Origin of the sequence: Pseudomonas marincola (assembly GCF_900116605.1) — a bacterium.
Lineage (GTDB): Bacteria > Pseudomonadota > Gammaproteobacteria > Pseudomonadales > Pseudomonadaceae > Aquipseudomonas > Aquipseudomonas marincola.
Genome location: NZ_FPBC01000001.1, coordinates 137,932 through 163,034, shown reverse-complemented (window position 1 = coordinate 163,034; position 25,103 = coordinate 137,932). Strand labels below are relative to the sequence as shown.

General features: G+C 57.6%; 24 protein-coding genes. 17 read left to right on the top strand and 7 right to left on the bottom strand.

The window, feature by feature from the left end:
• Positions 1 to 485 precede the first annotated feature (485 nt).
• On the bottom strand, positions 486 to 1,019 hold the full coding sequence (locus BM395_RS00810; RefSeq protein WP_090508551.1) for a CsiV family protein: 534 nt from the start codon (positions 1,017 to 1,019) through the stop codon (positions 486 to 488).
• Positions 1,020 to 1,028: 9 nt separating this feature from the next.
• Complete coding sequence (gene mfd / locus BM395_RS00805) at positions 1,029 to 4,466, bottom strand: transcription-repair coupling factor (RefSeq protein ID WP_090509167.1); 3,438 nt, start codon at positions 4,464 to 4,466, stop codon at positions 1,029 to 1,031.
• 134 nt (positions 4,467 to 4,600) lie between these two features.
• Between mfd and BM395_RS00800 the strand changes: the two genes are divergently transcribed.
• The gene (locus BM395_RS00800) at positions 4,601 to 6,067 is read left to right on the top strand and encodes a glyceraldehyde-3-phosphate dehydrogenase (protein WP_069898831.1); all 1,467 of its coding nucleotides are present in this window, start codon (positions 4,601 to 4,603) and stop codon (positions 6,065 to 6,067) included.
• Positions 6,068 to 6,128: 61 nt separating this feature from the next.
• Here the strand turns inward: BM395_RS00800 and BM395_RS00795 are convergent, their stop codons facing one another.
• A complete protein-coding gene (locus BM395_RS00795; protein WP_090508550.1) occupies positions 6,129 to 6,692 on the bottom strand; it encodes a chalcone isomerase family protein in 564 nt (187 codons plus the stop codon).
• Positions 6,693 to 6,964: 272 nt separating this feature from the next.
• Here BM395_RS00795 and BM395_RS00790 point away from each other — a divergent pair, with 272 nt between their 5' ends.
• The 9 genes from BM395_RS00790 to sthA all read left to right on the top strand — a co-directional run bounded on the left by BM395_RS00790 (position 6,965) and on the right by sthA (position 15,575).
• Entirely contained in the window at positions 6,965 to 8,302 is a 1,338-nt protein-coding gene (locus BM395_RS00790) for a Na(+)-translocating NADH-quinone reductase subunit A (protein ID WP_090508549.1), read from the top strand.
• A 2-nt stretch (positions 8,303 to 8,304) separates the two neighbouring features.
• Positions 8,305 to 9,516 (top strand): NADH:ubiquinone reductase (Na(+)-transporting) subunit B, encoded by a 1,212-nt coding sequence (locus BM395_RS00785; protein WP_069898825.1) that lies wholly within the window; start codon positions 8,305 to 8,307, stop codon positions 9,514 to 9,516.
• The gene (locus tag BM395_RS00780) at positions 9,509 to 10,297 is read left to right on the top strand and encodes a Na(+)-translocating NADH-quinone reductase subunit C (protein ID WP_069898823.1); all 789 of its coding nucleotides are present in this window, start codon (positions 9,509 to 9,511) and stop codon (positions 10,295 to 10,297) included. Before BM395_RS00785 ends, BM395_RS00780 begins: the two co-directional genes overlap by 8 nt.
• Complete coding sequence (locus tag BM395_RS00775; RefSeq protein WP_170827724.1) at positions 10,294 to 10,968, top strand: NADH:ubiquinone reductase (Na(+)-transporting) subunit D; 675 nt, start codon at positions 10,294 to 10,296, stop codon at positions 10,966 to 10,968. Before BM395_RS00780 ends, BM395_RS00775 begins: the two co-directional genes overlap by 4 nt.
• The gene (nqrE, locus tag BM395_RS00770) at positions 10,968 to 11,576 is read left to right on the top strand and encodes an NADH:ubiquinone reductase (Na(+)-transporting) subunit E (RefSeq protein WP_010485177.1); all 609 of its coding nucleotides are present in this window, start codon (positions 10,968 to 10,970) and stop codon (positions 11,574 to 11,576) included. Before BM395_RS00775 ends, nqrE begins: the two co-directional genes overlap by 1 nt.
• Positions 11,577 to 11,591: 15 nt before the next feature.
• Complete coding sequence (gene nqrF, locus BM395_RS00765; protein ID WP_069898819.1) at positions 11,592 to 12,815, top strand: NADH:ubiquinone reductase (Na(+)-transporting) subunit F; 1,224 nt, start codon at positions 11,592 to 11,594, stop codon at positions 12,813 to 12,815.
• 2 nt (positions 12,816 to 12,817) lie between these two features.
• Positions 12,818 to 13,843 carry an FAD:protein FMN transferase gene (locus BM395_RS00760; RefSeq protein ID WP_090508548.1) on the top strand — a complete coding sequence of 342 codons (1,026 nt, stop codon included), beginning with the start codon at positions 12,818 to 12,820 and terminating at the stop codon, positions 13,841 to 13,843.
• Positions 13,840 to 14,067, top strand: a complete 228-nt coding sequence (nqrM, locus tag BM395_RS00755; protein ID WP_069898815.1) for a (Na+)-NQR maturation NqrM — start codon at positions 13,840 to 13,842, stop codon at positions 14,065 to 14,067. The genes BM395_RS00760 and nqrM overlap by 4 nt, the downstream gene beginning before the upstream one ends.
• 113 nt (positions 14,068 to 14,180) lie before the next feature.
• The gene (gene sthA, locus BM395_RS00750) at positions 14,181 to 15,575 is read left to right on the top strand and encodes a Si-specific NAD(P)(+) transhydrogenase (protein WP_069898813.1); all 1,395 of its coding nucleotides are present in this window, start codon (positions 14,181 to 14,183) and stop codon (positions 15,573 to 15,575) included.
• Between the two features lie 187 nt (positions 15,576 to 15,762).
• Here sthA and BM395_RS00745 read toward each other — a convergent pair whose 3' ends face one another.
• The 3 genes from BM395_RS00745 to BM395_RS00735 all read right to left on the bottom strand — a co-directional run bounded on the left by BM395_RS00745 (position 15,763) and on the right by BM395_RS00735 (position 17,518).
• Positions 15,763 to 16,482, bottom strand: a complete 720-nt coding sequence (locus BM395_RS00745) for a glycerophosphodiester phosphodiesterase (protein WP_090508547.1) — start codon at positions 16,480 to 16,482, stop codon at positions 15,763 to 15,765.
• A 104-nt stretch (positions 16,483 to 16,586) separates the two neighbouring features.
• Positions 16,587 to 16,874 carry a phosphodiesterase gene (locus tag BM395_RS00740; protein ID WP_090508546.1) on the bottom strand — a complete coding sequence of 96 codons (288 nt, stop codon included), beginning with the start codon at positions 16,872 to 16,874 and terminating at the stop codon, positions 16,587 to 16,589.
• A 62-nt stretch (positions 16,875 to 16,936) separates the two neighbouring features.
• The gene (locus BM395_RS00735) at positions 16,937 to 17,518 is read right to left on the bottom strand and encodes a PilZ domain-containing protein (protein WP_090508545.1); all 582 of its coding nucleotides are present in this window, start codon (positions 17,516 to 17,518) and stop codon (positions 16,937 to 16,939) included.
• A gap of 95 nt (positions 17,519 to 17,613) precedes the next feature.
• On the opposite strand from BM395_RS00735, the gene BM395_RS00730 reads away from it, so the two are divergent.
• Genes BM395_RS00730 through BM395_RS00720 form a run of 3 tightly spaced genes read left to right on the top strand, consistent with a single transcriptional unit; the run spans position 17,614 to position 20,814 of the window.
• Positions 17,614 to 18,864 carry a lipoprotein-releasing ABC transporter permease subunit gene (locus BM395_RS00730; RefSeq protein ID WP_069898804.1) on the top strand — a complete coding sequence of 417 codons (1,251 nt, stop codon included), beginning with the start codon at positions 17,614 to 17,616 and terminating at the stop codon, positions 18,862 to 18,864.
• A 22-nt stretch (positions 18,865 to 18,886) separates the two neighbouring features.
• Positions 18,887 to 19,570, top strand: coding sequence for a lipoprotein-releasing ABC transporter ATP-binding protein LolD (lolD, locus tag BM395_RS00725; RefSeq protein WP_090509164.1), 684 nt, complete (start codon positions 18,887 to 18,889; stop codon positions 19,568 to 19,570).
• Positions 19,570 to 20,814: a lipoprotein-releasing ABC transporter permease subunit gene (locus BM395_RS00720; protein ID WP_090508544.1), complete on the top strand. Its 1,245-nt coding sequence runs from the start codon at positions 19,570 to 19,572 to the stop codon at positions 20,812 to 20,814. Before lolD ends, BM395_RS00720 begins: the two co-directional genes overlap by 1 nt.
• A 154-nt stretch (positions 20,815 to 20,968) precedes the next feature.
• On the opposite strand, the gene BM395_RS00715 is transcribed toward BM395_RS00720, so the two are convergent.
• The gene (locus BM395_RS00715; protein ID WP_069898800.1) at positions 20,969 to 21,496 is read right to left on the bottom strand and encodes a DUF2062 domain-containing protein; all 528 of its coding nucleotides are present in this window, start codon (positions 21,494 to 21,496) and stop codon (positions 20,969 to 20,971) included.
• A 230-nt stretch (positions 21,497 to 21,726) separates the two neighbouring features.
• Between BM395_RS00715 and BM395_RS23765 the strand changes: the two genes are divergently transcribed.
• The 4 genes from BM395_RS23765 to BM395_RS00700 all read left to right on the top strand — a co-directional run bounded on the left by BM395_RS23765 (position 21,727) and on the right by BM395_RS00700 (position 25,080).
• Positions 21,727 to 21,921 (top strand): hypothetical protein, encoded by a 195-nt coding sequence (locus tag BM395_RS23765; protein ID WP_342029833.1) that lies wholly within the window; start codon positions 21,727 to 21,729, stop codon positions 21,919 to 21,921.
• On the top strand, positions 21,860 to 23,950 hold the full coding sequence (locus tag BM395_RS00710; RefSeq protein WP_342029832.1) for a DNA internalization-related competence protein ComEC/Rec2: 2,091 nt from the start codon (positions 21,860 to 21,862) through the stop codon (positions 23,948 to 23,950). Before BM395_RS23765 ends, BM395_RS00710 begins: the two co-directional genes overlap by 62 nt.
• A 72-nt stretch (positions 23,951 to 24,022) precedes the next feature.
• Entirely contained in the window at positions 24,023 to 24,655 is a 633-nt protein-coding gene (locus BM395_RS00705) for a MotA/TolQ/ExbB proton channel family protein (protein WP_069898798.1), read from the top strand.
• The gene (locus BM395_RS00700; protein ID WP_069898796.1) at positions 24,652 to 25,080 is read left to right on the top strand and encodes an ExbD/TolR family protein; all 429 of its coding nucleotides are present in this window, start codon (positions 24,652 to 24,654) and stop codon (positions 25,078 to 25,080) included. The genes BM395_RS00705 and BM395_RS00700 overlap by 4 nt, the downstream gene beginning before the upstream one ends.
• The last annotated feature ends 23 nt before the right edge of the window (positions 25,081 to 25,103 follow it).

Genomic DNA, 25,103 nt, shown 5'->3' with positions numbered 1-25,103 from the left:
TCTGCCGGTGGGTTGTTGGGTGTTGAATTGAACGGATGTTATTTCAATGGAGGTTGGAATCCGCATCGCGGCTTCCGACATGGCGGCCTGCGGGTTGGCGTGGGATTTATGCTGCGGCTTCGAGGGTTATGACGGATTGCGATGCTGCGCACGCTATCCATCCTCCGCACGCTATCTATCGTTATCCATCGACCGTACGTTTTCAATCTGCCGGTGGGTTGGTGGGTTTTGAAATGATTGCCTGTTATTCCAATGGAGGTTGGAATCCGCATCGCGGCTTCCGACATGGCGGTCTGCGGGTTGGCGTGGGATTTATGCTGCGGCTTCGAGGGTTATGACGGATTGCGGTGCTGCGCACGCTATCCATCCTCCGCACGATATCCAACGCTCGCACGCTATCATCGTCATCCATCATTCGTACGTTACCCTCCAACCGCCGGGGTTTTGGCCCGGGCTTGCGATTGTTTTGCCCGGGCGGGGGGGGGTTAGCGGATGCGGATCAATATGCCGAGGCTTTGGTAATCGATGAAGGTCAGTTTGCCGCGGGTGACGGGTGAGCCGGTTTTCTTGATGTGTTCGCTGGCGCTGACCAAGCCGCTGGAGTCGAACTGGTTGACCCACAGCTGCGTGTCGACCTTGAATGTGCGCCCCTGGCTGAATGTCAGCGTGCCTTCTACTGGGTAATGCCCCAGTTGCTGCTCGCCGTTGGAGATCGCTACGCTGTTTGGCGTCTCGCTGATGGGTTGGCTCCAGGCTTGATGCAGCAGCACTTCATAACCGTTTTCAGGGCTGAGCTTGGCCGCCTCCTGGTCCAGTGCGGTTTCGCGTGATTGCTCTTTGCTGATGGTCATGGCGCCGGCGCTCCAGCCTTCCGGCGCGAGCTTGCTCGAGGGGATAGGCTCGCCCGGCTGGCGGAATACGATGACCTCGACCTTGTAAGTATCATTGGCGCTCACAGGCGCGGACGCGAGCGTCAGCAGGGTGAGGGCGAGTAAGGCAGCACTTTGAAATGCGCGCATGCAAAATCCTTAGTTTTTCGGCATCAGGCGCTCAAACAGCGCCTCAAGGGTATTGAAACGTTCTTCGGGGCGTTCCATCGGAATCTGGAATTTGAACTGCGTCGCGCCTTCGAATTTATAGCGATTGGGTTGGCTCTGGATCAGCTTGATCAAGGTTAGCGGATCAACCTGGGTGTCGGCGGTGAAGTCGATGCGACCACCTTGCGGACCGGCGTCGACTTTGCTGATGCCGAGTGTTTCGGCCTGCAATTTGAGCAGGGTAATGCGCACCAGATTCTTGGTCGGCTCGGGAAGCAGGCCAAACCGGTCGATCATTTCAACCTGCAGTTCCTTGAGGTCATCCTCGTTGGCGGCGTTGGCAATGCGCTTGTACAGAATCAGCCGCGCATGCACGTCGGGCAAGTAGTCTTCCGGGATCAGTGCCGGTACGCGCAGGTTGACCTCGGGGCCGCCACCGAGTGGCTGGTCGAGATTAGGTTGCTCACCTTTGCGGATTGACTTCACCGCGCGCTCAAGCATTTCCATATACAGCGTGAAGCCAACGGCCTGGATTTGACCGCTCTGGCCGTCACCAAGCAGCTCGCCAGCGCCACGAATCTCAAGGTCGTGGGTGGCCAGCACAAAGCCTGCGCCGAGATCTTGCGCGTTGGCGATGGCTTCGAGGCGTTTCTGCGCGTCGTCGGTGAGTTGCTTGCGCGGCGGCGTCAGCAGGTACGCATACGCCTGGTGGTGGCTGCGACCGACGCGGCCGCGCAACTGATGCAGCTGGGCAAGGCCAAACTTATCGGCGCGCTCGATGATGATGGTGTTGGCGCTCGGCACGTCGATGCCGGTTTCGATAATGGTCGAGGCGATCAGCACGTTGAAGCGCTTGTGATAGAAGTCGCCCATCACCTGTTCCAGCTCGCGCTCGCGCATTTGTCCGTGGCCGATACCAATACGGGCTTCAGGCACCAGTGCGGCGATATCAGCGGCGCATTTTTCGATGGTTTTAACATCGTTGTGCAGGTAGTAAACCTGACCGCCACGGAGCAGTTCACGCAGCAGCGCCTCTTTGATGACAGTGTTTTGCTGCTCCATCACAAAGGTACGTACCGACAAACGCCGCGCTGGCGGGGTGGCGATAATGGACAGGTCGCGCATGCCGGCAACGGCCATGTTCAGCGTGCGCGGAATTGGCGTGGCGGTGAGGGTGAGAATGTCGACTTCGCTGCGCAGCGCTTTTAGTTGCTCTTTCTGGCGCACACCGAAACGGTGTTCTTCGTCGATGATCACCAGCCCCAGGTTGTTGAACTTGACGTCATCCTGCAGCAACTTGTGCGTGCCGATGACGATATCAACCTTGCCTTCGGCCAATTGCTGCATGGCCTCGCCAACTTCCTTGGCGCTCTTGAAGCGGCTCATCACCTCGACCTTTACCGGCCAGTCGGCGAAGCGGTCGCGGAAGCTGTTGTAATGCTGCTGGGCGAGCAGGGTGGTCGGCACCAGGATCGCGACTTGTTTGCCGCCATGCACAGCGATAAAGGCCGCACGCATTGCGACTTCGGTCTTGCCGAAGCCAACGTCGCCACAGACCAGGCGATCCATCGGCTTGGGCGCGAGCATGTCGTCGTGAACCGCGTCGATGGCTGCTTGTTGGTCTGGCGTCTCTTCAAACGGGAAACCCGAACTGAATGTGGCGTAATCAGCCATCGGATCTGCAAAGGCGTAGCCTTCACGGGCAGCGCGGCGGGCATAGATATCCAGCAGTTCAGCGGCCACATCGCGCACCTGTTCGGCCGCTTTGCGCTTGGCTTTCTGCCAAACCTCAGAGCCAAGGCGGTGCAGTGGCGCAAGGGCGTCATCGCTGCCGGTGTAGCGGGCAATCAGGTGCAAGCTGGCAACCGGCACGTACAACTTGGCTTCTTCGGCGTATTGCAGCGACAGAAACTCAGCGCTTTGGCCGTCGATTTCCAGGGTGATCAGGCCTTGATAGCGGCCAACACCGTGATCGATGTGCACCACCGGAGCGCCTTCGCGCAGTTCGGTGAGGTTCTTGATGACGTTTTCGCCAGCGTCACGGGTTTTCTCGCGACGCCGACGCTGCATGACGCGTTGGCCGAACAGCGGGCTTTCGGCAATCAGGGCGATTTCATCCAGCACCAAGCCTTCGTCGAGCGGTGCGATGGTGATGCCAAGGCGATCTTTGGCCTGAGTGAACTGCGGCCAGCCCTCGAACTCGCGCGGGCTGAGCTTGAGCCGGGCCAGCAGTTCGAGGAGTACTTCGCGGCGACCGGCGGATTCGGCGCAGAACAGAATGCGGCCCGGGTAGTTTTCGATAAACCGGCGCAGGGCGGCGAGTGGTTCGCTGGACTTGGCTTGAATCGCCAAATCTGGCATCGGCTGCGCATTGAAGCGCTGGCGGCCGACGCCGTCTTCGATGTCTTCCTTGCTGATGACCACGCGAGGCCAGTCTTTCAGGCGTGCAAAGCAGTGTTCAACCGGCACGAAAATATCGCTTGGCGGCAGCAATGGGCGTTCAGGGTCTACGCGGCGCTCTTCGTAGCGGTTGCGCGCATCGGTCCAGAACTGTTCGGCGGCCTTTTCGATACCGGGCAGCGAGAACACCTGCGTGTCTTGCGGCAGGTAGTCGAACAGGGTCGCGGTCTCTTCGAAGAACAGCGGCAGGTAATACTCGATACCGGCCGGGGTAATGCCGGTCGAAAGATCCTGATAGATCGGGCAACGCCTGAAATCAACGTCAAAACGCTCGCGAAAGCGTCCGCGGAAATCGGTCACGGCTTTCTTTTCGAGCGGGAATTCGCGCGCAGGCAACAGCTTGATCGAGTCGACCTTGTCGATCGAGCGCTGGGTTTCCGGGTCGAAGGTGCGCAGGGTTTCGATTTCGTCATCGAACAGATCAATGCGGTACGGCTGGTGGCTGCCCATCGGGAACAGGTCGATCAGCGCACCGCGCACGGCAAATTCGCCATGCTCATACACGGTGTCCACGCAGCGATATCCAGCGGCTTCGAGGCGGCTGCGCATCTCGTTGACTTCGAGCTTTTGCCCGGCATCAAGCACCAGGCTGCTGCCCAGCAAGAAACGTTTAGGTGCCAGGCGATGTAGGGCGGTGGTGATCGGGACTACCAAAACCCCGTGTTTCAGCTCTGGCAGGCGATACAGCGCAGAAATACGCTGGGAAATGATGTCTTGGTGAGGGGAAAACAGGTCATACGGCAGTGTTTCCCAGTCCGGGAAGTGCAAAACCGGCAGCTCAGGGGCGAAGAATCTGAGTTCTTGCTCAAGGCGCTCAGCACTTTGGCTGTCGGCAGTCAGTAACAAAGTGAAACGCTTTGCACTGCTGGCGGCTTCGGCAATCGCCAGGCTCAAGGCGGCACCGGGCAGGTTCCCCCAGTGTTGTTTGCCGGCCGAGGCGGGCAGGGACGGTAGGCGCAGTACGGGCACAGGCAGCTCACGGTCAAGACACAAGGGCGCTGATTGTACCGATCAAGCATGCCTGCTGTCAGTTATGACACGATTGCATTGCTCGAAAGCGCGTCCGCCGTCATAATGTAGCCCCTTTTTTCAGCCCCTACAGAATGTGGAAGGTACTGCCCGTGACTCAGAAGCCCGACCAGTGTCTTGGTGAATGGATTGATCGCGAAGCCCTCGCGGAAGCAATGATTCCGATGATTGGCCAGCTCTATCGCAATAACAACGTGGTCACTTCGATCTATGGTCGTAGCCTGATCAATCGTTCGGTTATTCAGATCCTGAAGGCTCACCGTTATGCGCGCCACCGTCTGGATGGCGATAACGAACTGTCGGTACACGACACGTTCCCGATTTTGAAAACCATGAGCGAGCTCAAGCTGGGCGCTGCTTCTGTTGACCTTGGCCGCATGGTTGCCAAGTTCCACAAAGAAGCTAACGGTCGCAGCATGGAGCAGTTCGTGCGTGATGAGCTGACGACTGTAGCCGGTCAGCAAAATGTTGCCGGACGTCAGGGCACTGACGTGGTGCTTTACGGCTTTGGCCGCATCGGCCGCCTGCTGGCACGCATCCTGATCGAAAAGACCGGCGGTGGCGATGGCCTGCGTCTGCGCGCCATTGTTGTGCGTAAAGGTGCTGACAACGACCTGGTCAAGCGTGCAAGCCTGCTGCGTCGTGATTCGGTACATGGTCCGTTCGACGGCACCATCACTGTTGACGAAGCCAACAGCACTCTGACTGCCAACGGCAACCTGATCCAGGTGATCTACTCGAACGATCCAGCTTCGATCGATTACACCTCGTACGGTATCGAGAACGCTTTGCTGGTGGACAACACCGGTAAGTGGCGTGACGCCGAAGGCTTGGGCCAGCACCTGAAGTGCCCGGGTATTGATCGTGTAGTTCTGACAGCGCCGGGTAAAGGCGAGCTGAAGAACATCGTTCACGGCATCAACCACGCAGAAATCACCGCAGACGACAAGATCGTCTCGGCCGCTTCTTGCACCACCAACGCCATCGTGCCGGTGCTTAAAGCAATCAATGACAAGTACGGCATCGTCAATGGTCACGTTGAAACTGTGCACTCGTACACCAACGACCAGAACCTGATCGATAACTTCCACAAAGGCAGCCGCCGTGGTCGTTCGGCAGCGCTGAACATGGTTATCACGGAAACCGGCGCAGCTACCGCTGCGGCTAAAGCATTGCCGATTCTTAAGGGCAAGCTGACCGGTAACGCGATCCGTGTGCCGACGCCTAACGTGTCGATGGCGATTCTCAATCTCAACCTTGAGAAGTCGACTTCCCGCGAAGAAGTTAACGATTACCTGCGTTACATGGCGCTGCACTCGGAACTGCACAAGCAGATCGACTACGTTAACTCGCAGGAAGTGGTTTCGACCGACTTCGTGGGTTCGCGTCACGCCGGTGTGGTTGATGCCGAGGCGACCATCGCCAACGATAACCGCGTTGTTCTGTACGTTTGGTACGACAACGAGTTCGGTTACAGCTGCCAGGTGGTGCGTGTGATGGAAGACATGGTTGGGGTTAACCCACCAGCGTTTCCAGGCTAACCGCCACGGGTAAATAAAAACGGGAGCTTCGGCTCCCGTTTTTTATGGGCTCGATAAAGATTCACTGTTCGGCGAGAAGGGTGTTGCGCAGCTCGTCGGACAAGCCAGAAGGGGCCAGCCAGATGCCGAGGTAGGCACGGGCAAGCTCGGTGTTTGGGCTGGTGAAGCGCCGCGCCCCGTTAATGTCGAGGCTCAGACCATTGGTCGGGTCGAAGTTAAGCGCGTAGCGGTCGCCGGGGCGTATGTCAGTGAACTGCGCGTGCAATCGATCGATTTCACTGCGTAGTTTTTCCAGTGTGTTAGTGGTTAACTGTTTCTCCAAGGTGGTCCAGGCCGCTTTAATCACATCATCACGGTCTATCGCCCTGAAGTAATAAAGCTCAAGGCGCGTATTGCTATTAAGGCGTAGTGCTTGCTTGGGGCTCTGTTCGGGGCGGGTGTATAGCGCTGCGGCGTATACGTCTGCCCACAAGTAGGTGAACACCGCCTGGCTTTTAAGTGTCAGTGGCTGATTGTCGATGCGCACTTGCGGGGCAAATGCCGCCTGATTAAGTCGCTCGCTGGTGTTGGCAAATGCATTGAAGCCGAGCAGGCAAAGAACTATGAAAATAAGAATATTTCGCATGTCGTAAGTTGTCCTCAGACTTTAGTCTTATTTGAGCCTGCTTCTGACCTGAGTCAAGCCCCTCTCTGTTGCGCCCTGTTACGGAATAGTTAAAAAAAGCAAGCGCTTGGGTGGTCAGTGGAGGGGGGCGTCTTTATAATCAAACGGATTTTTTACCCGCGCTCAACATCGCCTTGCACGCTGCATTTATTGCAGTGTGGGATTTTTCATTAGGCTTACAGACGTTGACCGTATTCTAGAAAAAGCTTTTAAATCAGTGGTTAGGCAAACCTATGATCAACATTAAACGTGGGCTCGACTTGCCCATCACCGGTGAGCCGGTGCAGCGTATTGAAGCCGCAAGGCCCGTACGCAGCATCGCCGTCGTCGGCTTCGACTACCACGGTATGAAGCCAACGATGAACGTTCAGGTCGGTGATCGGGTCAAGCTCGGACAAATTCTGTTCTCCGACAAGAAAACGCCTGGCGTGGTGTATACCGCTCCAGGTGCTGGCGTTGTCAGTGCAATTCATCGCGGCGAGAAGCGTATTCTGCAGTCGGTGGTGATTGATCTTGACGGTGACGAGCAGGAAACATTCGCGCAATACCCGAGCGCCCAATTGGCGGCTCTCGAGTCTGCTCAGGTTCGTGAGAATTTGCAGCAGTCTGGTCTGTGGACCGCATTGCGTACACGTCCGTTCAGCAAGGTCCCAGCGGTTGACGCCGTGCCTAGCTCTATTTTCGTGACTGCAATCGATACCCACCCGCTTGCGGCAGACCCGGCTGTGGTTATTGCCGAGTATGCGGCAGACTTCGAAGACGGCCTTAAAGTGCTGTCGGCGTTGGCCAAGGTATTCGTGTGCAAGGCTGAAGGCGCCAACATTCCTGGCGACAAGCTGAGCAATGTTCAGTCTGAAAGCTTTACTGGCCCGCATCCTGCTGGCCTCGCCGGTACACACATTCACTACCTCGATCCGGTCAGCGCCACTAAAAGCGTATGGTCTATCGGCTATCAGGACGTGATTGCTATCGGCAAGTTGTTCACCACAGGTCAACTGTGGGTTGAGCGCGTTGTTGCACTGGCCGGTCCGGTTGTGACCAAGCCACGCCTGCTGCGTACCCGTCTGGGTGCCAGCCTGCAAGAGCTGACTGCCGGTGAGCTTGAGCCAGGTGAAAACCGTGTTATCTCGGGTTCGGTGCTGGGCGGTCGTACTGCTCAGGGCGCATTTGCCTTCCTCGGTCGTTATCACCAGCAGGTGTCTTGCCTGGTTGAAGGCAATGACCGCGAGATGCTGCATTACCTGCGTGCCGGTGTGAACAAGCACTCTGTGATGAATATCTTCGTCTCCAAACTGGCGGCTGCGAAGAAATTTGCTTTCTCCACCACGACCAACGGTAGCCCGCGCGCCATGGTTCCGGTCGGCAACTACGAGGCGGTCATGCCGCTCGATGTTCTGCCAACCCAACTGTTGCGTTATCTGATCGTCGGCGACACCGAGATGGCCCAGAAACTGGGTTGCCTTGAGCTCGATGAAGAAGATTTGGCGCTGTGCACGTATGTATGTGCTGGTAAGTATGAATATGGCCCGATCCTGCGCGACAACCTCGCAAGCATCGAGAAGGAGGGTTGATCATGGGCATCCGTGCATTCCTCGATAAAATCGAGCACAACTTTGAACACGGCGGCAAGTACGAGAAGTGGTATGCCTTGTACGAAGCAGTCGATACGTTTTTCTATCGCCCGGGCAGCGTGACCAAAACCACCGCCCACGTGCGTGACGGCATCGACCTCAAGCGCATGATGATCACCGTCTGGCTGTGTACCTTCCCGGCGATGTTCTTCGGCATGTGGAACACTGGCTATCAGGCCAACCTGATCTACAGCGCAACTCCGGATCTGCTGGCCGCTCAGGAAGGCTGGCGTTTCTCGCTGATCAGTGCCATGGCCGGGTTCGACCCGACCAGTCTCTGGGATAACTTTATCCAGGGCGCTGCCTACTTCCTCCCGGTCTATGCCACTGCCTTTATTGTCGGCGGTTTCTGGGAAGTCCTGTTTGCCTCGATCCGCAAGCACGAAGTCAACGAAGGTTTCTTCGTAACTTCCGTGTTGTTTGCCCTGATCCTGCCGCCAAGCATCCCGCTCTGGGAAGTGGCGCTGGGCATCAGCTTCGGTGTGGTGATCGGTAAGGAAGTGTTCGGCGGTACCGGTAAGAACTTCCTCAACCCGGCACTTGCTGGCCGTGCGTTCCTGTTCTTCGCCTACCCGGCGCAAATGTCTGGCGATGCGGTGTGGACTTCGGTCGACGGCTTTGCCGGTGCAACTTCGCTGAGCCTCGCGGCTGCTGGCGGCGTTGAGAACATTGTGGGCAGCGGCATTACCTGGATGGACGCGTTTGTCGGCACCATTCATGGCTCGTTGGGTGAAACCAGCACGCTGGCTCTGATGATCGGTGGCGGCATCTTGCTGATTACCAAGATTGCTTCGTGGCGCATCGTTTCTGGCGTGATGATCGGCATGATCGGTTTGAGCATGTTGTTCAACGCCATTGGTTCAGATACCAATCAGCTGTTCGCAATGCCGTGGTACTGGCACTTGGTAGTCGGTGGTTTCGCTTTCGGTATGTTCTTCATGGCCACCGATCCGGTGTCGGCCTCGATGACCAATACCGGCAAGTGGATCTTTGGTGCGCTGATCGGCTTCATGGTCGTCTTGATCCGTGTTGTCAATCCGGCCTTCCCGGAAGGCATGATGTTGGCGATTCTGTTCGCTAACCTGTTTGCACCGCTGATCGATCACTTCGTCGTTCAAGCCAATATCAAGCGGAGGCTGGCACGCAATGTCTAGTCAAAAAGAATCCACAGCACGCACGCTGCTGGTGGCCCTGTTGGTTTGCCTGGTGTGCTCGGTCTTCGTTGCCGGTGCAGCCATTGCGCTGAAGCCGACGCAGCAAGACAACCGTCTGCTCGACAAGCAGCGCAGCATTCTGGCGATCGCCGGTCTGGGTAATCCGGGCATGAGCGGTAAAGAAGTCAAGGCGCTGTTCAATGATCGCATTACTGCCAAGATCGTTGACCTGCAAACTGGCACGTTCAGCGATGCCAAAGACCCGCTCAAGTATGAGCCGCTGCAGGGTGCCAAAGACCCGGCTGAGTCGATTGCGCTGACGTCCGATCAGGATCTGGCCAAGCTCAAGCGCCGCGAGCGTTACACCATCGTGTATCTGGTTCAGGCCGACGGCAAGTTGGATAAAGTGGTTCTGCCTATTCGTGGTCAGGGCCTGTGGTCGACTCTTTATGGCTTTATCGCCCTTAAAGCCGACCTCGACACGGTCAGCGGTTTTGGTTTCTACCAGCACGCTGAAACACCGGGTCTTGGTGGCGAAGTCGACAATCCGAAGTGGAAGGCACTGTGGCCAGGCAAAACCATTTACGCTGACGACGGCAAAGTTGCCATCTCGGTGGTAAAAGGTGGCGTAGACCCGAAGAGCCCGAAAGCAGAGCATCAGGTTGATGCGCTGGCGGGTGCAACGCTGACTAGTAATGGCGTCGATCACCTGCTCAAGTTCTGGATGGGTGAAGAAGGCTTTGGTCCGTTTATCACTAAATTACGCGCAGGGGAGGCTTGATCATGTCGCAGCCGACTATTAAAGAAGTCCTGCTCAATCCGATCTTCAACAACAACCCGATTGGTTTGCAGATTCTGGGTATCTGTTCCGCACTGGCGGTTACCTCGAACCTGAAAACCGCGCTGGTAATGTCGATCGCATTGACCTTGGTAACCGGGTTTTCCAACCTGTTTATCTCGATGATCCGCAGCCAGATCCCAAGCTCGATTCGTATGATCGTGCAGATGGTGATCATTGCGTCCCTGGTAATTGTGGTGGACCAGGTACTTAAGGCGTATGCCTTTAGCCTGTCCAAGCAGCTGTCGGTATTCATCGGCCTGATCATCACCAACTGTATCGTGATGGGCCGCGCCGAGGCGTTTGCCATGCAGAACCCGCCAGTGCTGTCGTTCTTCGACGGTATCGGTAACGGTCTGGGCTACAGCGCCATGCTGATCGCACTGGGTATCGTTCGTGAACTGTTCGGCGCCGGCAAACTGCTCGGTTTCGAAATTCTGCCGGTGATCAACGACGGCGGCTGGTATCAGCCGAACGGCATGCTGCTGTTGCCACCGTCCGCGTTCTTCCTGATTGGCCTGTTCATCTGGGCTATCCGTAGCTGGAAGAAGGACCAGGTTGAGAAGCCAAGCTTCAAAATGGCGCCACAGGTCTCGAATAAGGAGGCTTACTAATGGAACACTATTTGAGCCTGCTGGCTAAGGCCGTTTTCGTTGAGAACATGGCACTGGCCTTCTTCCTGGGCATGTGTACGTTCATCGCGATCTCGAAGAAAGTCGAGACGGCGATTGGTCTGGGTATCGCGGTAATCGTGGTACAGGTTATTACCGTTCCGGCCAACAACCTGATCTACACCTACCTGCTCAAAGATGGCGCGCTGGCTTGGGCCGGTCTGCCGGACGTTGACCTGAGCTTCCTCGGTCTGCTGAGCTACATCGGTGTTATCGCGGCAATCGTACAGATCCTCGAAATGCTCCTGGATAAGTACGTACCTGCGCTGTACAACGCGCTGGGCGTGTTCCTGCCGCTGATCACCGTAAACTGCGCAATCATGGGCGGCACGCTGTTCATGGTTCAGCGTGACTACAACCTGGCCGAGAGTACCGTTTACGGTTTCGGTTCTGGTCTGTCTTGGGCACTGGCAATCGCCGCTCTGGCAGGGATTCGCGAGAAGCTCAAGTACAGTGACGTGCCGGCTGGTTTGCAGGGTTTGGGTATCACCTTCATTACCATCGGTTTGATGTCTCTGGGCTTCATGTCCTTCTCTGGCGTGCAGTTGTAAGGACGGAATGATCAGATGAATTACGAAATTTTCCTCGCAATAGGCATGTTCACCGCCATCGTTCTGGCGTTGGTGGTGATCATTCTGATGGCGCGCGCCAAGCTGGTTTCCAGCGGCGACGTGAACATCGAAATCAACGGTGAAAAAACCATTACCGTGCCGGCTGGTGGCAAGCTTCTGCAAACCCTGGCGGCCAACAATGTGTTTCTGTCGTCTGCATGTGGCGGCGGTGGTACTTGCGCGCAGTGCAAGTGCGTAATCACTGAGGGTGGCGGCGAAATGCTCTCCACCGAAGAGTCGCACTTCACCCGTCGTGAAGCCAAAGAAGGCTGGCGTCTGTCGTGTCAGGCTGCGGTTAAGCAGGACATGAAGATCGAAGTGCCGGAAGAAGTGTTCGGCGTGAAGAAGTGGGAATGCACGGTTCTGTCGAACCCGAACGTTGCCACCTTCATCAAGGAGCTGACGCTGAAACTGCCGGAAGGCGAGAGCGTTGACTTCCGCGCAGGCGGTTATGTTCAGCTTGAGTGCCCACCGCACGAAGTGCATTACAAAGACTTCGATATTCAAGAGGAATATCGCGGCGATTGGGACAAGTTCAACCAGTGGAAGTATATCTCCAAGGTTGACGAGACGGTGATTCGCGCTTACTCGATGGCCAACTATCCGGAAGAAGTCGGTCTGGTTAAGTTCAACATCCGTATCGCATCGCCGCCACCGGGCAAGGATCACTTGCCGCCTGGCCAGATGTCTTCGTATGTGTTCAGCCTCAAGCCGGGCGACAAGGTCACTGTTTACGGGCCGTTTGGTGAGTTCTTCGCCAAAGACACCGATGCAGAGATGATCTTCATCGGCGGTGGTGCGGGTATGGCACCTATGCGTTCGCACATCTTCGATCAGCTCAAGCGTTTGAAGTCGACCCGCAAGATCAGCTTCTGGTACGGCGCACGCTCCATGCGTGAGGCGTTCTATAACGAAGAGTACGATCAGCTGCAGGCCGAGAACCCGAACTTCCAGTGGCATCTGGCGCTTTCCGATCCGCAGCCTGAAGACAACTGGACCGGCCTCAAAGGCTTCATCCACAACGTACTGTACGAGAACTATCTGAAGGACCATCCGGCCCCTGAAGATTGCGAGTTCTACATGTGCGGTCCGCCCATGATGAACGCCGCTGTGATCAAGATGCTGGTTGATCTGGGTGTAGAGCAGGAAAATATCCTTCTCGACGACTTCGGCGGTTGATCATGAAACACGCTGTACTTCAGCCCGTTATTGCTGTCGCCTTGGCGGCAGCCCTAACGGGCTGCTGGTTTTCGGACCGGGTAGAAGAGTTTGGCGGCCCGACAATGGGCAGCACTTATAGCGTCAAATACGTGCACACCGATGCCACGCCTGATGTCGATAAGGTGCGCGCTGAGACCGAGGCGATTCTGGCCGAGGTTGATCAGCAGATGTCGACGTACCGTGATGATTCGCTGATCTCGCAATTCAACAAAGCCCCCGCCGGCAGTTGCATGAAGCTTCCCGAAGGCATGCTTGAGTTGGTGCGTAGCGGCAGCAAGTTATCAGATGACAGCAATGGTGCATTCGACCTGACCCTTGAGCCGTTGCTCAACCTTTGGGGGTTTGGTCCGCAGGCGCGGGTTGAGAAAGTCCCGAGCGCTGAACAGATCGCCGAAGCGCGTCGGCACATCGGCCACCAGCATCTGCGCATAGACGGACAATCCTTGTGCAAGGATGTCGATATCCAACTCGACCTTAACAGCATTGCTGCAGGTTACACGGTCGACCGCATTATCAGTCGTCTGCGTGAGCTGGGCATCAGCAGTTATCTGGTCGAGGCCACTGGTGAGCTTAAGGCCGCTGGCAATAAGCCGGATGGCGAGCCTTGGCGTATTGCGATCGAAGCGCCGCGTGATGATGAGCGGGTTTCACAAAAGATTCTGCAACTCGATGGTTATGGCATTTCCACCTCTGGCGATTACCGTAACTATTTCGAGGAAAATGGCGTGCGTTACTCGCACACCATCGATCCACTAACCGGCGCGCCGATTACCCACAAACTGGCCTCGGTGACGGTCGCCAACGAGTCGACCCAGTTGGCCGATGGCTTGTCGACCTTGCTGATGGTTTTGGGTCCGGAGCGCGGTATGGCGTATGCTAAACAGGCAAATATCGCCGCATTCTTCGTGACGCGTGAGGGTAAAGCCTTCGTCACACACAGTAGTCCGGCATTCGAGCAGCTATTCGCTGCGGGAGAAGAGCAATGACATTCGTCGTGGTATTTCTGGTCATGATCTCAGTCGTTTCAATGATGGCCGTTGGCGTCATCATGGGGCGTAAACCGATCGCTGGTTCGTGCGGCGGTATCGCCAATCTGGGCATCGAGAAAGAGTGCTCGATCTGCGGTGGTAGCCGTGAGAAGTGCGAAGAGGTCAACAGCGCCGAAGGCACTCAGAAAACAGCTCTGGCCTACGATGCAACCAAGCTTTAAAACCTGTTTTACAGGCAGCTAAACGTTACGCACATTTTTGATTGCCGCGTTCATTTTGCAACGCGGCCCTGCCGAGGCGTGGCTAAACGCCCGGTGTGATCTGAGGAGTAAACATGGCGGTCTACAACTACGATGTGGTGGTGCTCGGTTCGGGCCCCGCAGGTGAAGGCGCGGCAATGAATGCGGTCAAGGCCGGGCGCAAAGTGGCTGTAGTCGACAGCCGCCGCGAAGTCGGCGGTAACAGCACACACCTGGGCACTGTGCCGTCCAAGGCACTGCGTCACTCGGTTCGTCAGATCATGCAGTTCAACACTAACCCGATGTTCCGCCAGATCGGCGAGCCACGTTGGTTCTCGTTTCCGGACGTGCTGAAAAGCGCTGAGCGGGTAATTTCCAAGCAGGTGTCTTCACGCACCGGCTACTACGCCCGCAACCGTATCGATGTATTCCACGGCACTGCCAGCTTTGCCGACGAGCACACCGTTGAAGTGGTTTGCCCGACAGGCGCGGTCGAGAAACTGGTGGCCAAGGACATCGTGGTCGCGACCGGTTCGCGTCCCTATCGCCCGGACGGCGTAGATTTCAATCACCCGCGTGTTTACGACAGCGACACCATTCTGACGCTGAGCCACACGCCGCGCCGCCTGATCATTTACGGGGCCGGTGTAATCGGTTGTGAATACGCGTCGATCTTCAGCGGTCTGGGCGTGCTGGTAGACCTGATCGACAACCGCGATCAGTTGCTCAGCTTCCTCGACGCTGAAATCTCAGACGCCCTGAGCTATCACCTGCGCAACACCAACGTGTTGATCCGCCATAACGAAGAATATGAGCGCATTGAAGGCGTTGATAACGGCGTGGTGCTGCACCTCAAATCCGGCAAGAAGATCAAGGCAGATGCGTTGCTCTGGTGTAATGGCCGTACTGGCAACACCGACAAACTGGCGCTGGAAAACGTCGGCCTCAAAGCCAACGGCCGCGGCCAGCTGGAAGTGGATGAGCATTACCGCACTTCGGTGAAGAATATCTACGCCGCCGGTGATGTGATCGGTTGGCCGAGCCTGGCCAGCGCCGCATTCGATCAGGGGCGTTCGGCGTCGGGCAGCATCGTGCAGAACGACAGCTGGCGCTTCGTCAATGACGTGCCAACCGGGATTTATACCATTCCGGAAATCAGCTCGATCGGTAAGAACGAGCGCGAGCTGACCCAGGATAAAATCCCTTACGAAGTGGGCAAGGCGTTCTTCAAGGGCATGGCCCGTGCGCAGATTTCCAGCGAGCCGGTGGGCATGCTGAAAATTCTGTTCCACCGCGAAACCCTGGAAGTTCTGGGTGTGCATTGCTTCGGCTATCAGGCCTCTGAGATTGTGCACATCGGTCAGGCGATCATGAACCAGAAGGGCGAGGCGAATACTCTCAAGTATTTCGTCAACACCACCTTCAACTACCCGACCATGGCTGAGGCCTATCGGGTGGCTGCGTTTGACGGGCTCAACCGGCTTTTTTGACCGACTCCGATCGGTGGCCTGAGCCGGTCGGGGAGGACCCGTTCAGTAACTCGCAAGATTGGCAGTGGCCCAATCGCGAAAGTTTCTGATCAGGCTGCAACAAAAAACCGCCTTCATGGGCGGTTTTTTGGTTTAAGGCCAATCGCCAACTCTAAGTGGCGATCGTTTTCCTCATCCAGCCTGCGCGTCAGCTACTCAGCGTACGCACCGCCAGCCCCGGAAAATCGGTGATGATGCTGTCTGCACCAAAGTCGGCGAGTCTGCGCATGAGTGCCGGCTCGTTAACCGTCCAAACGGTGACGTGCAAGCCTGCTTTCTGCGCCTTGAGCAGTCGCTCCGGGGTGCACAGGGTCCAGTTCAGCGCCAGATACTGACAATCATAGTGCAGGGCGACCTTGATCGGGTCGAGCCAGGAGTACTCGGCCACCAGCCCGCGTGAAAGGTGCGGCGCAAGGCGTTGCAGGGCGCGTAATACTTCGCGTGAGCTGGAGGTGACAGTCACCTTGTCGCTGATGCCGAATTTTTCGGCCAGCGCCGCAATGGCTTCAACCGTGCGGGCGGCGCGCACCTTGGAGGCGCTTTTGACTTCAAGCTGCCAATGCTCAAACGGGCATTTCTCGAACAGTTCGCTGAGGCGCGGAATCGGGCAGGGTTGCACAGCGCCAGGGCCACCTTGGCGCGCATCGTATTCAACCAGCTCGGCGGCGTCATGTTCGACTACCTTGCCGCGCCGGCCGGTGGTGCGCTTTAGAGTCGGGTCGTGGATGACCATCAGCTCGCCATCTCGCGAGAGGTGCAAATCCAGCTCGCAACGCGTTACGCCATGCTCAAGGCATTGCTGGAAGCTGCGCAGGGTGTTTTCTGGGGCTTCGCCTTTGGCGCCGCGGTGTCCATAAATCAGCGTCACAGTAGCTCCTTGAATTAACGACGGATCGCTGCCTCAGCGATGCACAGTGCTATTGATAAAGCCTGGCGCCATGCCGGTCAAGCCGCGCAGCAGAGCCGCTCGGATTACTGCGCGCGCACGGGACGGTGGCGAACGCTGTCGACAACATGGTCATACTCGAAGTAGACGCTGAACTGGCGATAATCCCAGCGCGTAATCGGCGGATTGCCAACCGGTGCGTGCTCTTCATCGGCCAGCCCGTAACGCTCAAGAACTGCCCGACGCGACTCGCCACGCTCAGGCAGTACGGGCGCATCAGCGCCAGCGCCTTGTGTGCCCAGCGGAATAGTCAGGGTTTCGGCATTGCAGGCCAGTGGTAGCAGTGCAGCAAATAACAGTGGCAAACAGCGCATGGCAGGCTCGCGGGTCAGGTGGGCTGTAGACAATTTTCTTGGGGCGACTGGGGCAGCGCAGGTCAGGTCAAATCTGCCTGCTCCCTTGCCGTGCGGCGCTCATGCGCCTGGCGCTGCAATATATGCCGGGCAAGTAATTGGCGCTGTGCATCGGTTAACGCTTCGAACTCGGTGCCGATGTCGTAGCTGTCGGTGGCGATCGCGGTGCAATGCACAACTTTTGCGCGCAACATCAGGCCCAATGCTTGCGGCATCAGCACAATTTTCATTGCAAGCTGTGTCCCGACTTGCAGTTTTTCCGGGTCGCTGAAACTCACGCCACCCTCGCTGATGATGACCGGGCGTGGCTCGCCGATATCTTCCAGCAGGCTCTGTGCAACCGCCTGGCTGAGGAGGTCGAAGCGCTTGTTAATGACCTTCAGGTAGCTGGCCAGCGTGCGGTCGCGCTCACTGATATGGCGCAACATGTGCTGCGACTCGAAGTCGAGCAGGTGCAATTCACTGAGCAGATTGAACACAGTCGAGCCGCCCACAAGTGGCTCTTGCGAGGCCGCTTCGGCGGCGCTTAACTGCCGGAAATCCAGTGCTATCGTATCTTCGATGCGATAGTATTCGCGTCGATCTTTTTCATCTTGAGTCGGCATGGCGAACCCGCAGCAGCAGTAGTGGTCAGAGTGTAAAGCTGCTCGTCGAGCCCCGCCACAAGGACGTTTCTCTTTTCCGCGAAGCAACTTCCAACATGTTCAGACCTCTGTTCGTATTTATTGGTACACGCTACACGCGAGCCAAACGCCGCAACCATTTTGTTTCATTCATCTCCCTCACCTCCATGATCGGGCTCGCGCTCGGTGTATTGGTAATGATTGTAGTGCTGTCTGTTATGAATGGCTTCGATCATGAAATGCGCAGCCGCGTGCTGGGCATGGTTCCGCATGCCACCATCGAAAGCCCGACGCCTTTGAGCGACTGGCGCAGCCTTGGCGACAAGGCCATGGCCAACAAACAGGTGCTCGCCGTTGCGCCATTCAGCCAGATGCAGGGGCTGCTGACCAACAACGGCAAAGTGTCGAAAGTGCTGATCAACGCAGTTGATCCGGTCGAGGAGGCGAAAGTCTCGATCATCGGCAACTTCTTCAAACAAGGCAGCCTGGATTCACTCAAGGCCGGCGATTTTGGAATTGTCATCGGTGACAACGCCGCGAAGAAGCTCGGCGTCGGCATGGGCGACAAGATCACCTTCGTCTCGCCCGAGGTTTCGGTCACGCCAGCGGGGATGTTTCCGCGGCTCAAGCGTTTTACCGTGGTTGGCATTTTCCATGTCGGCGCGGGTGAGATCGACGGCTATCTGGCCATGACCAACGTCGAGGATCTGGCCCGCCTGCAGCGTTGGCCGCGTGATCAGGTGCAAGGCATTCGCCTCAAGTTCGATGACCTGTTCCAGGCGCCACGTATTGCCTGGCAGCTTGCTCAGTCACTCGGTCAGGGCGACTTTTATGCCCGCGACTGGACCCGCACCCACGGCAATCTGTATCAGGCCATACGCATGGAAAAGGCCATGATCGGCTTGCTCCTGCTGCTGATAGTTGCGGTGGCTGCGTTCAATATCATTTCGACGCTGGTGATGGTGGTGAATGACAAGAAAGGCGATATCGCCATCTTGCGCACCCTTGGCGCGACGCCCCGGCAGATCATGGCGATTTTCATGGTGCAGGGCACGGTCATCGGTGTGATTGGTACAGCCATCGGCGCATTGCTGGGCATATTCGCAGCGCTCAACGTCAGTGCTGCGATTGCCGGTATCGAGCGCCTGTTGGGGATCAAGTTCCTCAACGCCGACGTCTACTTTATTGATTATCTGCCCTCGCAGCTGCTCACCTCTGATGTGGTGATGGTTTGCGGTGCGGCCTTGTTGTTGAGTTTTCTCGCGACCCTATACCCGGCATGGCGTGCTGCGCGCACCCAGCCTGCGGAGGCGTTGCGCTATGAGTAATCCGGTTAAGGGTGATCGAGTGATGCAGGATCAGGCTGTTCTGAGCTGTCGCAACCTAAGCAAGAGTTATGACGAAGGCCCGCAATCGGTTGTGGTGCTCGATGGCCTGCAGCTTGAGCTGCATCCGGGTGAGCGCCTGGCAATTGTTGGCAGTTCCGGCTCGGGTAAAAGTACCCTGCTGAACATGCTGGGCGGGCTGGATACGCCGAGTACCGGCAGCGTCTGGCTGGCGGGCGAGGAATTGTCCGCACTCAACGAAAAACAACGTGGCCTGTTGCGTAACCGCGCGCTGGGCTTCGTCTACCAGTTTCACCACTTGCTGCCCGAGTTCACCGCGCTGGAAAACGTCTGCATGCCGCTGCTGATCGGCAAGACCTCAATCCGCGAGGCGCGTGAGCGTGCCACTGCATTGCTTGAGCGCGTGGGGCTGGGTCACCGCCTGTCGCACAAGCCTGCCGAGCTGTCTGGCGGCGAACGTCAACGCGTCGCGGTTGCGCGGGCTCTGGTGAATAATCCGGGTGTGGTGCTGCTCGATGAGCCGACCGGCAACCTCGATCATCATACCGCGCTGGGCATTCAGGACCTCATCAAAGAGCTGAGTCTTTCATCGCGCACGGCGTTCGTGGTGGTAACTCACGACCTTGAGTTAGCGCGCAAGATGGACCGCATTCTGCGTCTTGAAGACGGCAAACTGGTGGCCAACTGATGTTTCGGCCTCTGAGTATTTTTATCGGGGCTCGCTACACGCGGGCCAAGCGACGTAATCACTTCATTTCGTTTATTTCGCTGACCTCGATGATCGGCTTGGCCCTCGGCGTGCTGGCCATGATCGTGGTGCTGTCGGTGATGAACGGCTTCCAGCAGGAAATGAGTTCGCGGATTCTCGGCATGGTGCCGCACGCCAGCATCGCTGCCAGCGAGCCGCTTGATGACTGGCAAGCAGTGGCGGCCAAGGCCAAACAGAACCCTGAAGTCCTGGCGGCGGTGCCATTTGCCGAGCTGGAAGGTATGTTGTCTTACCGTGGCAGCATGCAGCCGATTCAGTTGCAGGGCGTCGATCCGGCGCTTGAGCCGCAGGTATCGATCATTGGCAACAGCATGATCGCCGGTAAGCTCAGCGATTTGCAGCCGGGCGAAAGTGGCGTGGTGATTGGTGCTATCACCGCGCGGCGCTTCCAGCTCAAAGTCGGTGACAAACTGACCTTGATCGTGCCCGAACTCAGTGCTGTGCCTGGCGGTATTACCCCGCGCATGAAGCGCCTCAACGTGGTTGGCGTGTTCAAGGTGGGCGCGGAGCTGGACAGCTCGCTGGCGTTGATCAACGTCGCTGATGCGGCGGATATTCAGCGCTATGAGCCGGGCCAGGTGCAGAGCGTAAGGCTCAAACTCAAGGATCTGTATCAAGCGCCTCAGGTCTCAGCGGCTGTGGCGGCTGATCTGGGCGCGAATTATCAGGCCAGTGACTGGACGCAGACGCAGGGCAGTCTGTTCAGCGCCATGAAAATGGAAAAAACCATGATCGGCTTGTTGCTGCTGCTGATCGTTGCAGTGGCCGCGTTCAATATCATCGCGACATTGATCATGGTGGTCGCCGATAAGGGCGCGGACATTGCCATTCTGCGAACGCTGGGTGCCACACCGCGGCAGATCATGGGTATCTTCATCGTTCAAGGTACGGTGATCGGCACGATCGGCACCTTGATCGGCTGCGTGCTGGGCGTTGCTGCAGCGCTCAACGTCAGCCAGTTGGTGGGCTGGATTGAGCGCGTGAGTGGCCAGCATGTGTTCAGCTCGGATGTCTACTTCATCAACAGCCTGCCTTCGCAATTGCAGGTTACCGATGTGGTGCTGATCTGCGTGGCCGCATTGGGCATGAGTTTTCTCGCCACCCTGTACCCGTCATGGCGGGCATCGCGCATTCAGCCTGCTGAAGCGTTGCGCTACGAATAAGCGTGGAGCGGGGCGCCTGTCGCAAGGCGGCGCCTTCCGCTCAACTGCCAGCCGCTTACAGGCTTGCGCAGGCTGAACCCGAACGTCGCGTCGCCACGTTCAATGGGGCAATAATCAATCGACGATAACAATGGGCTGGCTTGCTGGCGCGCAGCTATTGGCCTTTCTGTGCGCGGGCTTCCTGACGCTTGCGCCAGTTGCGCCGAACCCACCAGTGCCAGTAAGCGTTGGTGCCGAAGTAGCTGAGCACCGCGAGGATCAGGCCGAGCACAAATGAACCCAGATAGAGCGGCTGCCAGTGCGTTTGCAGAACCTGGCCAACCCAGTGCAGGGTTACATGCTCAGGGATTCTTAAGGTCGGGGTGCTCATCAGCCAGGCGCCGAACTTGTAGCTGCAATAAAACACCGGCGGCATGGTGATGGGGTTGGTCAGCCAGACCAAGCCGACAGAGATGGGCAGGTTGCCGCGCAAGAACACCGCCGAGAATGCAGCGGCCACCATTTGCATGGGCATTGGAATCATAGCCCAGAAAAAACCGATCGCCATGGAGCGGCTGACTGAGTGGCGATTCAAGTGCCACAAATTGGGGTCGTGCATCAACGTGCCTAGAAAGCGCAGGGACTTGTTGTTCCTGATGCTCTCCGGGTTTGGCATGTAGCGCTTAATAAAACGACGCGGCATGTAAGGTCTCTGACCGGCTAAAAGCGCCAGTATTATGCACTCAAAAGTTAAGGGCTGCTCTCTCAACCTTGATCAAGAGAATTTTGGCTGGCAATCGCAGGAAAATTCATTGCTCACCCATGCAAGTGCTCTGGCTCGACTAACCTCAGCGCAGCGATGCTAAACCGCTTCGCCAAGTTTTTCACCCAGCTTTTGCAATCGCCCAGGGAACGGGTGTTCAAGGAGTTCGAATGCGCTCAGGGATGATAGCGCTTGTGCTCGGCTTATTGTCATTACGTTTATTGCCCGTGCTGCCGCCACCGTGGCTGCTTGGCCTGCTCGTATTGCTGGCTGTCGGTTTGGTGTTCACCCGGATTAACAGCATTGGCTGGTTCGTGCTGGGGGCTGGCATGGGCGTGCGCCAGTGCACAGCTGGCGCTGGATGACCGCCTGGCCCCTGAGCTGGATGGTCGCACGCTCTGGTTGCAAGGGCAGGTGGTGGGGCTGGCGCAGCAGGATGATGGCGTTGTGCGCTTTGAGCTCGCACACCCGGTTTCGCGCCGGGCGGTATTGCCGCAAAAAATACGCCTCTCCTGGTACGGCCAGCATTCGGTGGTTGCGGGTGAAGTCTGGCGTTTAGCTGTGCGCTTGAAACGCCCGCATGGCTTGGTCAATCCGCAGGTGTTCGATTATGAAACCTGGTTGCTGGCGCAACGCATCGGCGCAACCGGTTCGGTCAAGGACGGCCAGCGTATTGCCCCGGCGAGTGGTCTGGGCAGTTGGCGCGACAGGTTACGCAAGCGGCTGTTGGCAACCCCGGCAAATGGACGGGAGGCGATGCTTTCGGCGCTTGTAGTGGGCGATGGCTCAGCAATCGCGCCCGCTGACTGGGCCACACTCAAAGCCACTGGCACTGTGCATTTGTTGGTGATATCCGGCACGCATATCGGCTTGTTGGCGGGGCTGTTGTATGCGCTGGTCGCGGGTCTGGCGCGGATCGGCTGGTGGCCACAAGCCATTCCCTGGCTGCCATGCGCCTGTGCGTTAGCGCTGTGCGGCGCATTGGTCTACGGGTTTCTGGCCGGGTTTCAGGTGCCGGTGCAGCGTGCTTGTGCGATGGTCGGGTTGGTCCTGCTTTGGCGTTTGCGATTTCGTCGGATTGGCGCGTCCTACGTGTTGCTGTTTGCCTTGATCGTGGTGCTGCTCAATGAGCCGCTGGCGAGTTTGCAGGCTGGCTTCTGGTTGTCCTTTTCAGCGGTAGCGCTGCTCTTGTTGATTTTCAGTGGGCGACTCGGCGGTTGGTCGTGGGGGCAATCGCTGGTGCGCGCGCAGTGGGCGATTGCCTTGGGGTTGCTGCCGATGATGCTGGCATTGGGACTGCCCGTGAGTCTGAGTGGGCCGCTGACGAATCTTGTCGCGGTGCCATTGGTGGGGTTGGTCATCGTGCCGTTGGCACTGGCGGGCAGCCTGCTGTTGCCGGTGCCTCATGTGGGGGCAGGGCTTTTATGGTTGGCCGGCGGCTTGGTCGAGATGCTGTTTCGCGGGCTCACACCGCTGGCGCATTGGCTGCCCGCATGGCCGCCGGGTGCTTATGGTCTGGGCGTGTGGTTACTGGCTTGTGCGGGCACGTTGTTGCTGTTGCTGCCCTCGGGGTTACCGCTGCGCTTGTTTGGCTGGCCGCTGATGCTGCCGTTGCTCTTCACCACACCGCAGAAAATCGCAGAGGGTACGGCTGTCGTGAACATGCTCGATGTCGGTCAGGGCCTTGCGGTGGTGGTGCGTACGCGCAACCATGCGTTGTTGTATGACGCGGCGCCGCGCTTCGGCGACTTTGATTTGGGTGAGCGCGTGGTGCTCCCTTCGCTGCGCGCGCTGAATATCGCGCAGCTCGACCTTCTGCTGTTGAGTCATGGCGATAATGATCATATAGGCGGCGCCTCGGCGGTAATCGATGGCATGCCGGTCGAGCATGTCATCAGTGGTGAGGCCGGCCGGTTACCGCCACGCTGGCAGGCTCAGCCATGCCGGCAACGCTCATGGCAGTGGGATGGCGTGATCCTGCATAGCTGGCGCTGGGCAGATGCCAGTGATGCGAATCAGGCGTCATGCGTGCTGATCATTGAAGCGCAGGGCGAGCGGATCGTGCTGACTGGCGATATCGATGTGGCGGCCGAAAGCGCGTTGCTGGCCAGTGGGCTGGAACTTGAGGCGCGCTGGCTGCTGTCGGCGCATCATGGCAGTCGTTCGTCGTCTTCTCGCGCATTTGTTCAGCGGGTTGCCCCGCAAGCGGTGCTAATCTCGCGGGGCAAGCACAATGCTTTTGGTCACCCGGCCCCGGATGTATTGGCGCGCTATGCGCAAATTCCGGCGCGCGTGTACGACACTGTGGAGCAGGGCGCGGTGACCGTTCAGCTTGGTCAGTTCACAGACGCTAAAACATTGCGGACAGAATCTCGCTTTTGGCGAGAAAAATGAGAACAGCGGCGGTCGGCTAGCGATTGACCCTATGCTAGAGTGGCGCGACTTTTATCGAGGGGGTTGTTCACTGTGTGGGAACTGGTTAAAGCGGGTGGCTGGATGATGCTGCCAATCATACTGTGTTCAATTGCGGCGGCTGCGATCATTGCCGAGCGGCTGTGGACCTTGCGCCCGAGTCGCGTCAAGCCTGGCAACTTGCTGGCCACCGTTTGGGGCTGGATCAAGGCCAAGAAACTCAACGCGCAAAAGCTCAAGGAGCTGCGCGCCAACTCGCCGTTGGGTGAAATTCTCGCCGCGGGACTGGCCAACTCCAAGCATGGCCGCGAGATCATGAAGGAATGCATCGAAGAGGCGGCCGCACGCGTCGTCCACGATCTTGAGCGCTATCTCAATGCCCTTGGCACCATTGCCGGCATCGCCCCGTTGCTCGGCTTGCTCGGCACCGTGTTGGGCATGATCCAGATTTTCTCCTCGTTCATGGATTCAGGCATGGCCAACGCGCCATTGCTCGCCGGCGGTATCGCCAAGGCGCTGATTACCACGGCAGCGGGCTTGATGGTCGCGATCCCGGCTCTGTTCTTTCACCGTTACCTGCAGCGTCGGGTTGATGAGTTGGTGGTTGGCATGGAGCAGGAAGCAATCAAGCTGGTTGAAGTGGTGCAGGGGGATCGTGACGTAGAGATAGGCGGGGACAAGGCGTGAAGTTTCGACGCAAGCCACGTGAAAATGTCGAGATCGGCCTCGCCCCATTGATTGATGTGGTGTTTATCCTGCTGCTGTTTTTTGTGGTGACGACAACCTTCACCCGCGAAACTCAGCTTAAGGTCGATTTGCCTGAGGCTGTAACCGGCACTCCGCCGGAACAGACCGAAATCAAGCAGCTTGAAGTGTTGATCGCGGTAGACGGTACGTTCTCGGTGAATGGCAAGGAGCTGCTGAAAAGCGACCTCAACAGCCTGATGAACGCGCTACAGAAAGAGTCCGATGGCGACACCAGCTTGCCATTGAGCATCAGTGCCGACGCCAAAACCGAGCACCAGGCCGTGGTTACGGCGATGGACGCAGCGGGCAAGCTGGGCTTCGCGCACCTGCGAATCACCACCGTCGAGGCCGAGACTGCGCCCTGATCAGCGGCGCAGTCGTTTTTTCT